General features: G+C 66.9%; 13 protein-coding genes. 5 read left to right on the forward strand and 8 right to left on the reverse strand.

The window, feature by feature from the left end:
- Window positions 1-12: 12 nt before the first annotated feature.
- Complete coding sequence (locus tag IAI53_RS03925) at window positions 13-1,509, reverse strand: leucyl aminopeptidase (RefSeq protein ID WP_187716823.1); 1,497 nt, start codon at window positions 1,507-1,509, stop codon at window positions 13-15.
- 135 nt (window positions 1,510-1,644) lie between these two features.
- Between IAI53_RS03925 and lptF the strand changes: the two genes are divergently transcribed.
- Both lptF and lptG read left to right on the forward strand, forming a co-directional pair.
- A complete protein-coding gene (gene lptF / locus IAI53_RS03930; RefSeq protein ID WP_187716824.1) occupies window positions 1,645-2,724 on the forward strand; it encodes an LPS export ABC transporter permease LptF in 1,080 nt (359 codons plus the stop codon).
- On the forward strand, window positions 2,721-3,800 hold the full coding sequence (lptG, locus tag IAI53_RS03935) for an LPS export ABC transporter permease LptG (RefSeq protein ID WP_187716825.1): 1,080 nt from the start codon (window positions 2,721-2,723) through the stop codon (window positions 3,798-3,800). The genes lptF and lptG overlap by 4 nt, the downstream gene beginning before the upstream one ends.
- Window positions 3,801-3,967: 167 nt before the next feature.
- Here the strand turns inward: lptG and rplS are convergent, their stop codons facing one another.
- The 4 genes from rplS to rpsP form a co-directional block, all read right to left on the reverse strand.
- Window positions 3,968-4,363, reverse strand: a complete 396-nt coding sequence (gene rplS, locus IAI53_RS03940) for a 50S ribosomal protein L19 (protein WP_187716826.1) — start codon at window positions 4,361-4,363, stop codon at window positions 3,968-3,970.
- Between the two features lie 83 nt (window positions 4,364-4,446).
- The gene (trmD, locus tag IAI53_RS03945) at window positions 4,447-5,223 is read right to left on the reverse strand and encodes a tRNA (guanosine(37)-N1)-methyltransferase TrmD (protein WP_349771888.1); all 777 of its coding nucleotides are present in this window, start codon (window positions 5,221-5,223) and stop codon (window positions 4,447-4,449) included.
- A gap of 46 nt (window positions 5,224-5,269) precedes the next feature.
- Window positions 5,270-5,776 carry a ribosome maturation factor RimM gene (gene rimM, locus IAI53_RS03950; protein ID WP_187716827.1) on the reverse strand — a complete coding sequence of 169 codons (507 nt, stop codon included), beginning with the start codon at window positions 5,774-5,776 and terminating at the stop codon, window positions 5,270-5,272.
- 22 nt (window positions 5,777-5,798) lie between these two features.
- Window positions 5,799-6,047 carry a 30S ribosomal protein S16 gene (rpsP, locus tag IAI53_RS03955; RefSeq protein ID WP_187716828.1) on the reverse strand — a complete coding sequence of 83 codons (249 nt, stop codon included), beginning with the start codon at window positions 6,045-6,047 and terminating at the stop codon, window positions 5,799-5,801.
- A gap of 202 nt (window positions 6,048-6,249) precedes the next feature.
- On the opposite strand from rpsP, the gene IAI53_RS03960 reads away from it, so the two are divergent.
- Entirely contained in the window at window positions 6,250-7,776 is a 1,527-nt protein-coding gene (locus tag IAI53_RS03960; RefSeq protein WP_187716829.1) for a cyclic-di-GMP receptor FimW-related protein, read from the forward strand.
- Here IAI53_RS03960 and IAI53_RS03965 read toward each other — a convergent pair.
- Entirely contained in the window at window positions 7,764-8,987 is a 1,224-nt protein-coding gene (locus IAI53_RS03965) for a YihY family inner membrane protein (RefSeq protein ID WP_187716830.1), read from the reverse strand. The two genes, IAI53_RS03960 and IAI53_RS03965, sit on opposite strands and share 13 nt — an antisense overlap.
- Before the next feature lie 117 nt (window positions 8,988-9,104).
- Here IAI53_RS03965 and wrbA point away from each other — a divergent pair, with 117 nt between their 5' ends.
- Window positions 9,105-9,704 (forward strand): NAD(P)H:quinone oxidoreductase, encoded by a 600-nt coding sequence (wrbA, locus tag IAI53_RS03970; protein ID WP_187716831.1) that lies wholly within the window; start codon window positions 9,105-9,107, stop codon window positions 9,702-9,704.
- The gene (locus IAI53_RS03975; protein ID WP_187716832.1) at window positions 9,701-10,060 is read left to right on the forward strand and encodes a DUF2069 domain-containing protein; all 360 of its coding nucleotides are present in this window, start codon (window positions 9,701-9,703) and stop codon (window positions 10,058-10,060) included. Before wrbA ends, IAI53_RS03975 begins: the two co-directional genes overlap by 4 nt.
- A 54-nt stretch (window positions 10,061-10,114) precedes the next feature.
- On the opposite strand, the gene IAI53_RS03980 is transcribed toward IAI53_RS03975, so the two are convergent.
- Together IAI53_RS03980 and pssA are read right to left on the reverse strand one after the other, a co-directional pair.
- Window positions 10,115-11,650: a 2-isopropylmalate synthase gene (locus IAI53_RS03980; protein ID WP_187716833.1), complete on the reverse strand. Its 1,536-nt coding sequence runs from the start codon at window positions 11,648-11,650 to the stop codon at window positions 10,115-10,117.
- 259 nt (window positions 11,651-11,909) lie between these two features.
- Window positions 11,910-12,707 carry a CDP-diacylglycerol--serine O-phosphatidyltransferase gene (gene pssA, locus IAI53_RS03985; RefSeq protein ID WP_222948154.1) on the reverse strand — a complete coding sequence of 266 codons (798 nt, stop codon included), beginning with the start codon at window positions 12,705-12,707 and terminating at the stop codon, window positions 11,910-11,912.
- Between the last annotated feature and the right edge of the window lie 71 nt (window positions 12,708-12,778).

Genomic DNA, 12,778 nt, shown 5'->3' on the forward strand with positions numbered 1-12,778 from the left:
CGCGGCAAGGCCTCAGCCTCCGGCGGCGCGCTTGATCAGGAATTCGCTCAACAGCGGCACCGGGCGGCCGGTCGCGCCCTTGGCATCGCCCGACACCCAGGCGGTGCCGGCGATGTCCAGGTGCGCCCATTTGTAGGCCTTGGTGAAGCGCGCCAGGAAGCAGGCTGCGGTGATGGTGCCGGCGTAGCGCCCGCCGATGTTGCCCATGTCGGCGAAGTTGCTCTTGAGCAGGTCCTGATATTCGTCCCACAGCGGCAGTTGCCAGGCGCGGTCGCCGGATTCGTTGCCGCGCGCCAGCAGTTCGGCAGCCAACTCGTCGTCGTTGGCCAGCAGGCCGCTGGGAATCTTGCCCAGGGCGACGACGCAGGCGCCGGTCAACGTGGCGATGTCGATCACGCAGGCCGGCTTGAAACGCTCGGCGTAGGTGAGCGCGTCGCACAGGATCAGGCGGCCTTCGGCGTCGGTGTTGAGGATCTCGATGGTCTGCCCCGACATCGAGGTGACCACGTCGCCGGGCTTGGTGGCGCCGCCGCCGGGCATGTTCTCGGTGGTCGGGATCAGGCCGACCACGTTGATCGGCAGGGCCATGCGCGCGAGCGCCTTGAAGGTGCCGAGCACGCTGGCCGCGCCGCACATGTCGTACTTCATCTCGTCCATCTCGGCTGCGGGCTTCAGCGAAATGCCGCCGGTGTCGAAGGTGATGCCCTTGCCGACCAGCACCACCGGCTTGTCCTTGGCCTTGCCGCCCTTGTACTGCATGACGATGAAGCGCGGCGGCTCATGCGAGCCGCGGGTCACCGACAGCAGCGAGCCCATGCCGAGCTTCTCCATCTCGGCGCGGTCGAGCACCTCGACCTTGAACTTGAACTGCTTGCCGAGCGCCTGAGCGGTTTCCGCCAGGTGGGTGGGGGTGCACACGTTGGCCGGCTTGTTGCCCAGGTCGCGCGCCAACGCCATGCCCTCGGCCACTGCCTGGCCGCGCCTGACTGCGGACTCGAGTTCGGCATTCACCTTGGCGGAGATCGCCAGGGTGATCTTCTGCGCGCCGCGCTCCTTGGCCGGTTTGCCATTGGCGGCCTTGGGCGCGTCGTAGCGGTAGGCGCCGTCGGCGAGCAGGCGCGCGGCCTGCTGCAGGCGCCAGGCCAGATCGCGCCCCGGCAGTTCGAGGTCGGCGAGGAACACCGCGGCGTCGGGTGCCGGGCTGCCCGCCAGGACCTTGGCTGTCGCCGCGACCGCATCGCGCCAGGGTTTGTCGCCGAACTCGTCCAGCTTGCCGAGGCTGACCAGCAGCACGCGCTCGCAGGCGGTGCCGGGCAGATCGTGCAGCAGCAGTTGCGAACCGGCCTTGTCGTCCAGGTCGCCGCGCTTGAGCAGGGCGGCGAGTTTGCCTTTGGAGGCCTTGTCGAGTGCCGCGGCGGCGCCGGCGGGCTTGGCGCCCGCGAACACGCCGACCACCAGGGTGCCGGTTGCGAGCTTCTCCGGGGAGGCCGTCTTTATGGTAAATTCCATCGCTATTCCTTGGGCGGGCATCTGGTGCAAAGTGTGGCCGATTATGGCCCGCGCGTGTCGAAGCCGTCAAAAGCGACGCCCGGGCACGATACCCTCCCGCACAACAAGAACCTGGCTCCCGAGTTTTCCCGCGCGATGATCTTCCGGCGCGCTCTTCAGCGCGAATTCGCCCATTCGGCCGCCGCGGTGTTCGTGGCGCTGTTCGCCATCCTGCTTACCACGGTGCTGATCCGCATGCTGGGCGATGCCGCGGGCGGCAAGGTGCCGTCCGATGCGGTGCTGGCGCTGATCGGTTTCGGCGCCCTGGCGCGCCTGCCGGTGGTGCTGTCGCTGACCCTGTTCATCGCCGTGCTGATGTCGCTGTCGCGCGGTTACAAGGATTCCGAGATGGTGGTGTGGTTCGCCTCGGGCGTGCCGCTCACCGCCTGGATCCGGCCGGTGCTGCGCTTTGCGCTGCCGCTGGTGGCGGTCGTGGCGGCCGCCACCCTGTTTCTCTCGCCGTGGGCCGAGCGCATGAGCATCGAGTATCGCGACAGGCTGGAGAGTCGCGACGACAGCTCGCGCATTGCGCCGGGTGTGTTCCGCGAGTCGACCAGCGCGCAGCGGGTGTTCTTCGTCGAGACCGGTGCGGGCGAGGACGGCAAGGTGCGCAACGTGTTCGTCAGCAGCGAGGAAGGTGGCCGGCAGGGGGTCATCGTGTCGGCCGAGGGTTCGATCATCGTGGACGAGGACGGCGACCGCTACGTGGTGCTCGACAAGGGGCGGCGCTATGAAGGTACGCCCGGTACGGCCGAGTACCGGGTGCTCGAGTTCGATACCTACTCGGTGCTGATCGAGCCGCGTGCGGCGGTTGCCCAGGCCCTGCGGACACGGGCGATGCCGACTGCGGAACTCGTCGATCGCCCCGACGGGCGCAAGCTCGGCGAACTCCTCGCGCGTATCGGCATGCCGGTTGCAGCGCTGTTGCTGGCGCTGATGGCAATCCCGCTGTCCTTCGTCAATCCGCGCGCCGGGCGTACCAACAACCTGATCGTCGCGTTGCTGACCTACCTCGTCTATAGCAATGCAATTTCGGTGTGTCAGGCCTGGGTGAACCGCGGACGCCTGTCCTTCGAGCTCGGCCTGTTGTTGCCCCATCTGGTGGTCGCCCTGCTGCTAGCGGTGATGTTCTATAGACGCCTGGCGGTGTCGCCCTTCTGGCGGGCGCGCGCATGAGCCGGGTGCTGCGACGCTACCTTGCGCGCGAGATTCTGTCGTCCACCGCGCTGGTGTTGGTGGCGTTTCTCGGTCTGTTCGCCTTTTTCGATGTCATCAACGAACTCGAGGACGTCGGCAAGCAGGGCTACGAGTTGCACCATGCGTTGATCTACGTCCTGATGACGCTGCCGAGCCGGGTCTATGAGCTGATGCCGGTGGCGGTGCTGATCGGCAGTCTGTATGCGCTGACCACGCTGGCACGTCACTCCGAGATCACCGTGATGCGGGCCTCGGGGCTGTCCAATGGAGCCATGATGCGCACGCTGGGCTTGATCGGCCTGGTGTTCGTCACGCTCACCTTCGTGTTCGGCGAGTACCTGGCGCCTCCGGCGGAGCGTGCGGCACAGCAGTGGAAGCTGGTCGCGACCCAGGCGACGGTGTCCCAGCAGTTGCGCTCGGGTTTGTGGGTCAAGGACGGCCCGCGCGTGGTCAATGTGCGTACGCTGCTGCCGGACCGTAGCATGGAGCGCGTGCGCATCTTCGAGTTCGACGAGCAACTGCAGATGACCTCGGTCAGCGAGGCGCAAGCCGGACGCTACGATGCGCAGGAAGGTAGCTGGCGACTGACCGGCGTGCGCCAGACTCAGTTCACCGACGGTGCAACCGCAGTGGTGGAATTGCCTGAGATCGCCTGGCGTTCCGAACTTACGCCCGACGTCCTGAGTGTGTTGATGGTGGCGCCGGAACGCATGTCGGTGGATGCGCTGTACGCCTACATCCGCCATCTGCAGGAAAACCGCCAGAGCGCCGAGCGCTACGAGATCGCCCTGTGGAAGAAGCTCACCTATCCGCTTGCGGCGCTGGTGATGATGGCCCTGGCGCTGCCCTTCGCCTTCATGCACGACCGGCACGGCGCGGTCAGCGTCAAGGTGTTCTTCGGCGTGATGCTCGGCGTCGGCTTTCACCTGCTCAACGGCCTGTTCTCCAACCTGGGGGCGATCAATGCCTGGCCGCCGGTGATGGCGGCCATCACGCCCAGCCTGATCTTCCTGCTGGCGGCCGGCGCGCTGCTGTACCTGGTGGAGCGGCGCTGAGCCGGGGCGGCACGGGCGCTGCGATCGCGGGCAACCCCCTGCAGGCAGGAAGCGGCCAGCGAGGGCGTGTAGGAGCTGCCTTTGTCGCGATGCGCTGCGCGGCGAAGCCGTAAACGACAGAACGGGCCCCGCGGGGCCCGTTCTGCGTTGCCAGGACCGGAAACCGGTCAGGCTTGTTGCTGCTTCTTCGCTGCGACAGCCTTGTAGTCGAGCTTTTCCTTGATCCGGGCGGACTTGCCCGAACGCTGGCGCAGGTAGTACAGCTTGGCGCGACGCACGTCACCGCGACGCTTGACCTCGATGCTGGCCACCAGCGGGGAGTAGGTCTGGAAAGTCCGTTCCACGCCCTCGCCGGAGGAGATCTTGCGCACGATGAAGTTGGAGTTGAGACCGCGGTTGCGCTTGGCGATCACCACGCCTTCGTAGGCCTGGAGACGTTCGCGGTTGCCTTCCTTGACCTTGACCTGCACCACCACGGTGTCGCCGGGGGCGAACGCCGGAATGGTCTTGCCTTCGGTCAGGCGGGCGATTTCTTCCTGTTCGAGCTGCTGAATCAGGTTCATCTATGACTCCTGTCGTTTCAATGGCCTGTGGCCTTGCATGCAGAGCAGGCGGACCTGGTGCGATGCGGTTTGTAATGGAACGTTCAGCCCGTGTTGCGGCCGGACGTTCCTTCCTGTTCCTGCTCGAATTCCTCGAGCAGGTTCAATTCTTCCTTGCTCAACTGCCGCCCGGCCAGCAGGTCGGGGCGCAGTAGCCGGGTGCGGCCCAGCGACTGCTTGAGCCGCCAGCGGCGGATTGCCGCGTGGTTGCCCGACAGCAGTACCGCCGGCACCGCCTCGTCCCGATAGACCTCGGGGCGGGTGTAGTGCGGGCAGTCCAGCAGCCCGTCGGCGAACGAATCCTCGCGAGCGGAATCCGCGTCGTTCAGCGCGCCGGGCAACTGGCGCACGATCGCGTCCAGCAGCACCATCGCCGGCAGTTCGCCGCCCGACAGCACGAAGTCGCCGAGCGAAATCTCTTCATCGACGCAGCGGTCCAGCAGGCGCTGGTCGACCCCTTCATAGCGTCCGCACAGCAGCACCAGGGCGGGCTGCGCGGCAAGCTCCAATACCTTTTCGTGATCCAGCCTGCGCCCCTGGGGCGACAGGTAGATCACGCGTCCTGCCTCGCCCAGCGCGTCACGCTGCGCCTGGCGGGCCTGGTCGATCGCCTGTGCAAGCGGCTCGGCCAGCATCACCATGCCCGGTCCGCCACCGTAGGGGCGGTCGTCCACGGTGCGATGGGCGTCGCTGGTGAAGTTGCGTGGGTTGTGGAAGGCGATCTCGTAGAGGCCGCGATCCTGCGCCCGCCGGGTGATGCCGCTGCCGGTCAGGGCGGCGAACATCTCGGGGAACAGGGTCACCACGTCGAAGCGTCGCACGCCTGCTCCTTCTTCACCCGGCTTGTTCTGCTTCACCGGTCCCTTGTTACCAATCTCTTTCCCAGGCCACCCGGATGCGCCGGCTGGCCAGGTCGACGTCCAGCACGTAGGCGGCGACGAAGGGGATCAACCTCTCCGCGTCGCCATCGGCCACCTGCAGTACGTCATGCACACCGGTCGACAACAGGCCGGAGACGGTGCCCAGCGCTTCGCCGGCTTCGTTCTCGACCACGAGGCCGACCAGATCGTGCCAGTAGTATTCGTCCTTCGCCGTATCCGGCAAGGCTTCACGCGGCGCACCGATGTACCAGCCGTCGAGCGCCTCGGCCGCGTTGCGGTCCGGGGCTTCCTCGAAGGCCGCTACCAGCCCCTTGCCATGCACCCGACAGCCCTTCAGCGTCATCGGCTGCCATGCGTCGGCGGGTGCGTCGTCGGTCGGCGCGAGCCACCACTGCGGCATCTTGCGCCAGGACAGCGGATCGTCGCCGAAGGGGTGGATCTTGACCCAGCCCTGAACGCCAAAAGGGGCGACGATGCGCCCCAGTACGATCATGGTGCTACGCGAAGCCCGCTGTTCAGGCAGCCGCGGCAGCCTGCTTCACGAGACGGGCGACCGTATCGGAGAGCTGGGCACCGTTCTGCTGCCAGTAGGTCAGGCGCTCGGTGTTGATCACCAGATTTTTCTCGGCGCCGGAGGCCACCGGGTTGTAGAAACCGACGCGCTCGATGAAGCGGCCGTCACGACGGTTGCGCGACTCGGCGGCGACGATGTTGTAGAACGGGCGCTTTTTGGAGCCACCACGGGCAAGACGAATGACGACCATCTGGGTATCCTGATCGGAAGATTCGGAAAACGAAGAACTATATCCGATCGGCTCTTCGCGGACAAGTGCGACGTGTGGAGGCGTTGTGGCCGACAGCATGCGCGACCTGGCGCATTTAATTTCTCCCCAAGGTGGGCAGGTGGAGCCTGCGCGCGGCGATTTTGAATAGAATGCGCTGAACGATAGCGATATGACCTAGACGATGCAGGCGTCCGAACGACAATCCGCCCCGGTCGAGGGGGCGCTGACCTGGTTGGCAACCGAGCCGGATGACGATCCGGTGGCCGACCTGGCCGCGCTGCGCGGACATTTCGGGCGGGTACGGGATCCGGCGGTGCCCAGCGCGGAGTTCGCCAGCTGCCTCGAGCAGTTCGACCTGCGGGTGCTGGACATCTGCGAGCGTTTCCGCGCAAGGCTGCTCGATGCCCCGCTGCCGCTGCCGGCCGATCTGCGCCTGCCGACCGAAGGCCTGATCGATGCCTTGCTCGATCTGGCGGCAGGGTTCCAGCGCGTGCTCGAGGATGTGCGCAGCCGGTGGCTCGGTGGGCAGCGCAGCGATGCGCATGCCCTGATCGTGCGCGCGATGCGGCTGTCGGCCGAAGCCTACCTGTTCGCCTGCATGATCGGTGCGCCCGCGCCCGCGGGGTTCTGGTTGCGCACCTATGCCTTGCTTGCCGTGGCCGTCCGCATCGAGGACGAGGGAGGCGAGGACGGTGGCAAGGCAGGCCCTGCACTTGCGACCGCCCAGGCCATCATGGCCGTTGCCGCCTTGCAGCCGGAAAGCCTGACAGGCCGCGAACTCGTTTGGGTTCGCGATTATCTTGACGGGGCCGAATCCGAAACCCAGATCGGACAGCGCCGTGTCGGCGATGCGAACTCGCTCTACTGGATGGACCCCGAGGCCGATGCTCCGCCGACCGCCTTGTCCCGCAGGGCGGCACCGGAAGGGGAGGGACTGTTCTACTTCAATTCCGGCGCGCTCGCCGCAGATGTGGCGAGGCGCCTCGAGTGGCTGGAACTGCGGATTGCGCAGGCCGAAGTGGTGGGGCTGGAGCGCGATGTGGACCTGCTCAACGCCGATGGTCCCGCGCTGCCGGCCGGTTTGACACCAGTCGAGGCATTGTCGCTCCTCCGCCGCATGCACGAGCGCTGGTCCGCGCCGCCGCATCGCGTGGCGCCGCGCCGCCAGCATGAGTACACGGTCCAGGTGTGTGCCGGCCTGAGGGCCATCTGGGAGATGTTCCGCCGCGGCGAAGCTCAGGCGCGCATTGCCGAATGGATGGTGTGCAACGAGAGCCCGGGCGGTTACGCGATCATGAGCGTGTCGGGTGTCTCCGGCGTGCTCAGCGCGGGAATGGTGCTGGCGCTGCGGCCGGACGCCGGCAAGCCGTGGAGTCTGTGCATCGTCCGCTGGATCCGCAGCGACAACGCGGATCAGGTGGAACTCGGCCTGCAGGTCGTCGCGCACGGCGGCACCGCGGCGACCATCGCCTTCAGGGGGGGCGATGTGAAGACCATCCTGCCGGCCCTGATCCTGCCGCCGCTGAGTGGGGTGCGGCACAACCCGGCCGTGCTGGTGAAGACGGGGTCCTACGCCTCGCGGCGCTTCGTGCTCGTTCGCGACCTGGAGCAGCGCCTCTACGTGGCGCAGGGACGGGTGATCAGTCTGGACATGCAGACGGCGAACATCGAACTCCTGCAGTACGAGATCGACCCCTATCCGATCTGATCCCCGGTCTGGTTGTCGAGCAGGTCGGCTAGCGAGATGTCTGCCTGCTGCAGGGCGGCTGAAAAGCGGGTCGCGGCCGTCCGCGCCGGAGCGCTCTGCCCGGCAGTGTCGAGCCAGGCCTGGGGCGAAAGTGCGAACTGGGCGATGATGTCGGACAGGCGCAGCCTGTCGGGCGCGATGCTCAACACCCAGTGTCCGTTTTCGGTGCGCGCGACCCAGCCTGCCTCGCACATGGCGCCGAGAACCGCCTCGCATTGATCGTCCGGCAGGCCCACCCGGCCCTGCAGGTGCCGGAACTCCGCGGATTCTCCGGTGCGCTGCGCGCTCGCCAGGTCCACCAGCATGCTGGTTGCGGCGTGCGTGCGATCGCCGGGGAAGGGCGGTGCCACCCGGCGGCGCTCGATGAAGGCCGGCAGGGTGGCGCTGAGCAGCGCGCCGAGCAGCACGATCACCCACGAGAGGTAAAGCCAGACGAGAAAGATCGGCAGCGCCGCAAAGGCACCATAGACCAGCGTATACGTGGGAAAGCGCGCGATGAACAGGCCGAATGCGCGCTGCATCAGGAAGAACGCGATGGCTGCGGCGAGCCCGCCTGCCAGGGCGTGCAGGGCCCGGACCGGGTGGTTCGGCACCGCGAAGTAGAGGTAGCTGAACAGCAGGCCGAGCATCAGCGGCGGCAGCAGGCGGGCCGCCATCTCGCCCAGCCAGGGAACGTGGTCGACCAGTTCCATCGACGCGCTGACGAGGTAGCCGGAGGCGAACACGCTGGCGCCGAGTACCAGCGGCCCCAGGGTGAGCGCGAACCAATAGACAGCGATGCGAAAGAGCAGCGGCCGCGGCTGGCGCACGCCCCAGATCTGGTTGAACACGCGCTCGATGGTGGACAGCAGCATCAGGGCGGTCACCACCAGCAGTGCGGTACCGAGCAGGGTCAGCCCGGTTGCCTTCTGCGAGAACTGCAATGCGTAGGTGGTGATGATCTTGCCGGCGCGTTCCGGCAGCAGATTCTCCAGCAGGAAGATCTTCAACGAGGTGCCGAGCTCGGCGAAGCCGGGGAAGTTGCTGAACAGCGCGATCGCCACCGTTACCAGCGGTACCAGGGCGAGCAGGGTGGTGAAGGCAAGACTGCCCGCCACCTGAGGACAGCGGGTGGCCTTGAAGCGGGTCAGCAGCAGACGGGCCAGGTCGCGCGTGGCGGAGAGCGGTTTCATCTAAGGGGCGGGTCAGGGGCGCAGGGCGTGGCGGTGACGAACGGTATAATCGCGCGATTCTAGCCGGCATTGCCCTGGCCGGCAGGCCGCGTTTCCCGCAATCGATATCCATTATTCATGAAAGAGATCCTCGTCCTCTACTACAGCCACCGCGGTTCGGTGCGCGCCCTTGCCGAGCAAATCGCGCACGGAATTCATCAGGTGCCGGGCGCCGTGGCACGCGTGCGCACCGTGCCGCGCGTGTCTACCGTGTGCGAGGCGGTGGCAGATGACATTCCGGCCGAAGGGCCGCCTTACGTCGAGGAACGCGATCTGGCCGAATGTATCGGCCTGGCCCTGGGCAGCCCGACGCGTTTCGGCAACATGGCCGCGCCGATGAAGTATTTTCTCGATGGTCTCGCCGGCGCCTGGGTGAACGGTACGCTGGTGGGCAAGCCCGCCTGCGTGTTTACCTCCACCGCCAGCCTGCACGGCGGGCAGGAGAGCACCCTGCTGTCGATGATGCTGCCGCTGATGCACCACGGCATGCTGATTGCCGGTCTGCCCTACACCGAACCGGCGCTGAACGAGACGCGCAGCGGCGGCACGCCCTATGGCGCAAGCCACGTGGCCGGGCAGGAGGGCAGCGCGGCGCTGAGCGCGGACGAGATCGCCCTGGCCCAGGCGCAAGGTCGCCTGCTGGCCGGGTACGCGCTGAAACTGGCGGTGGCGCGATGAGGCCGGCTCATCTGTCCCTGGCGGCGAGCGCCAGCCTGATCGCGCTGATGGTGCTGTGCGTGCTGTGGGAAGGCTGGCTGGCGCCGGTGCGTCCGGGGGGCTCCTGGCTGACGCTCAAGGCTTTGCCGCTGCTGCTGCCCTTGTTCGGTATCCTGCGTGGCCGGCGCTACACCTATCAATGGACGTCGATGCTCTCGTTGCTGTACTTCACCGAGGGTGTGCTGCGAGTGGGCGATCCGGGCTTGATGGGCGTATTCGCCGCGCTGGAACTGATGCTGGCGATGGTGCTGTTCTTCTCCACCATGTTCTACGCGCGGGTCACTGCCCCGTCGCGTCAGAAACCGGCCGAAGACTGACATGAGCGCACGGGCGGTGTGCGGCCAGGCCGCAGACCGCCCGCGTCGCGCCGCTCAGACCTGCGGATTGACCCGCTCGAGCTTGCTGTGCAGCTTGTTCAGCGCATTGAGATAGGCCTTTGCCGAGGCGACGATGATGTCGGTGTCCGCCCCCTGGCCGTTGACCACCTTGCCATCCAGCGCCAGGCGCACCGTGACTTCGCCCTGCGCGTCGGTGCCGGTGGTGATCGCATTGACCGAGTAGAGCAGCAGTTCGCTGCCGCTTCGCGCCACCGTCTCGATGGCCTTGAAGGCGGCGTCGACCGGCCCGGAGCCTTCGGCGGCGATGTGCGTTTCCTGTCCGCCGACCGCCAGCGTGAGCTCGGCCTGCGGAGTCTCGCCGGTTTCCGAATGGAAGCGTGAGGAAACCAGGCGGTAGTGCTCGAGCTCGGGCGTGGTGGCTTCGTCGCTCATCAGCGCGTGCAGGTCCTCGTCGAAGATCTCGTGCTTCTTGTCGGCCAGTTCCTTGAAGCGCGCGAAAGCGTGGTTGAGGTGGTCCTCGGACTCGACCACGATGCCCAGTTCCTGCAGGCGCGAGCGGAAGGCGTTGCGCCCGGAGTGCTTGCCCAGCACCAGCTTGTTGGCGCCCCAGCCGACGTCCTCGGCGCGCATGATTTCGTAGGTTTCGCGGTGCTTGAGCACGCCGTCCTGGTGGATGCCGGACTCGTGCGCGAAGGCGTTGGCGCCGACGATGGCCTTGTTGGGTTGCACCGGAAAGCCGGTGACGCCGGAAACCAGCTTGGATGCCGGCACGATCTGCGTGGTGTCGATGCCGGTGTCGCACTGGAAGACGTCGCGCCGGGTGCGCACCGCCATCACCACCTCTTCCAGCGAGGCGTTGCCGGCGCGTTCGCCCAGGCCGTTGATGGTGCATTCCACCTGACGCGCGCCGGCGCGCACCGCGGCGAGCGAGTTGGCCACCGCCAGGCCGAGGTCGTTGTGGCAATGCACCGACCACACCACCTTGTCGGAATTGGGCACGCGTTCGATCAGCGTCGCGATGGTGGCGGCGAACTGCTCGGGGACGTTGTAGCCCACGGTGTCCGGCACGTTGATGGTGGTGGCGCCCGCGTCGATGACCGCCTCGAAGATGCGGCACAGGAAGTCGATCTCCGAGCGGCCGGCGTCTTCGGCCGAGAACTCGATGTCGTCGGTGTATTCCTTGGCCCAGCCGATCGCCTTGACCGCCTGCTCGACCACCTGGTCGGGCGTCATGCGCAGCTTCTTCTCCATGTGGATCGGGCTGGTGGCGATGAAGGTGTGGATGCGCCCGCGCGCCGCGGAGCGGATGGCCTCGCCGGCGCGGCGGATGTCGTTCTCGTTGGCGCGCGCCAGCGAACAGACGGTGGACTCCTTGACCGCCTCGGCGATCGCGCGCACCGACTCGAAGTCGCCGTTGGAGGCGGCGGCGAAACCGGCCTCGATCACGTCCACCCGCATGCGCTCCAGCTGGCGGGCGATGCGCAGCTTCTCGTCACGGGTCATCGAGGCGCCAGGGCTCTGTTCGCCGTCGCGCAAGGTCGTGTCGAAGATGATCAGCTTGTCGTTCATGTTCGGCTCCAGCAGGAGAGAGGTCGATGCGGATAGAAGCATCCGCCTGCGCGTCTGGCAGGGGTGCGGCTAGGGGGAAGAAAGGGTATGTGTGGTCAGCGCGCGGGGCGCAGCAGCGGGCCGAGCGGTAGCAGGCTCGCCGGCAGGAGGCGAAGCGACAGGAGGGAGGGGTCGCGTTCGGTCGTCATGCGGCTGACTATAGATCAGCTTCCGCGACGCGCGCAAGCAAGTGGCGCGCGTCCCCGCCGCGCGCACCCCGTCAGTCGGCTTCTGTATCCTGGCCCGGCTCTCGCTGCTCGTGGCGGTGCGCCTCAGCGGCTTCCGCGCGGCGTCGGCGGCGGTTCATCCAGCGCCAGCCGTAGAGCACATAGCCGGAGAAGGCATAGGCCAGGAAGAGCGCGAACAGCACCCCGGGCGGGTAGCTGGACACCAGCGCGAAGGCGAGCACCAGCGCGATCAGCACGATGAAGGGCACGCTCTTCTTCAGGTTGATGTCCTTGCCGCTCCAGAAGAACACGTTGCTGACCATGGAGATGCCGGCGAACACGGTGAGGAAGCAGGCCAGCCAGCTGACGTCCTCGCCGGTCAGGCCGTTGTCGATCACCACCCACACCATGCCGGCCACCAGTGCGGCGGCAGCCGGGCTGGGCAGGCCCTGGAAGTAGCGCTTGTCGACCACGTCGATGTTGGTGTTGAAGCGTGCCAGGCGCAGCGCGGCGCCGGCGCAGTAGATGAAGGCGGCGATCCAGCCCAGCTTGCCGAGGTCCTGCAGGGCCCACTCGTACATCACCAGCGCGGGCGCGGCGCCGAAGGACACCATGTCGGAGAGCGAATCGTACTCGGCGCCGAAAGCGCTCTGCGTCTGGGTGAGGCGGGCGACGCGGCCGTCCAGCCCGTCGAGCACCATGGCGATGAAGATCGCCACCGCGGCGTACTCGAAGCGGTCGTTCATCGCCTGCACGATGGCGTAGAAGCCGGCGAACAGGGCGGCGGTGGTGAACAGGTTGGGCAGGATGTAGATGCCGCGGCGACGCTTTGCGATCGGGATCAGGGTCATGGATGGATTCGTTTCCGCCATGGCGCGGGCGTGCGCGTGGTTGAAGATACGGATTCTACCGCATGCGCCGG

It is taken from the genome of Thauera sedimentorum (assembly GCF_014489115.1).
GTDB classification, from domain to species: Bacteria; Pseudomonadota; Gammaproteobacteria; order Burkholderiales; family Rhodocyclaceae; genus Pseudothauera; species Pseudothauera sedimentorum.

Coding starts and splice junctions, on each gene's coding strand:
- lptG (WP_187716825.1), top strand. CDS start 2,721: ATGAGCCGGGTGCTGCGACGCTACCTTGCGCGCGAGATTCTGTCGTCC.
- pssA (WP_222948154.1), bottom strand. CDS start 12,707: ATGACCCTGATCCCGATCGCAAAGCGTCGCCGCGGCATCTACATCCTG.
- lptF (WP_187716824.1), top strand. CDS start 1,645: ATGATCTTCCGGCGCGCTCTTCAGCGCGAATTCGCCCATTCGGCCGCC.
- rpsP (WP_187716828.1), bottom strand. CDS start 6,047: ATGGTCGTCATTCGTCTTGCCCGTGGTGGCTCCAAAAAGCGCCCGTTC.
- rimM (WP_187716827.1), bottom strand. CDS start 5,776: ATGATCGTACTGGGGCGCATCGTCGCCCCTTTTGGCGTTCAGGGCTGG.
- IAI53_RS03960 (WP_187716829.1), top strand. CDS start 6,250: ATGCAGGCGTCCGAACGACAATCCGCCCCGGTCGAGGGGGCGCTGACC.
- IAI53_RS03980 (WP_187716833.1), bottom strand. CDS start 11,650: ATGAACGACAAGCTGATCATCTTCGACACGACCTTGCGCGACGGCGAA.
- IAI53_RS03965 (WP_187716830.1), bottom strand. CDS start 8,987: ATGAAACCGCTCTCCGCCACGCGCGACCTGGCCCGTCTGCTGCTGACC.
- IAI53_RS03975 (WP_187716832.1), top strand. CDS start 9,701: ATGAGGCCGGCTCATCTGTCCCTGGCGGCGAGCGCCAGCCTGATCGCG.
- wrbA (WP_187716831.1), top strand. CDS start 9,105: ATGAAAGAGATCCTCGTCCTCTACTACAGCCACCGCGGTTCGGTGCGC.
- rplS (WP_187716826.1), bottom strand. CDS start 4,363: ATGAACCTGATTCAGCAGCTCGAACAGGAAGAAATCGCCCGCCTGACC.
- IAI53_RS03925 (WP_187716823.1), bottom strand. CDS start 1,509: ATGGAATTTACCATAAAGACGGCCTCCCCGGAGAAGCTCGCAACCGGC.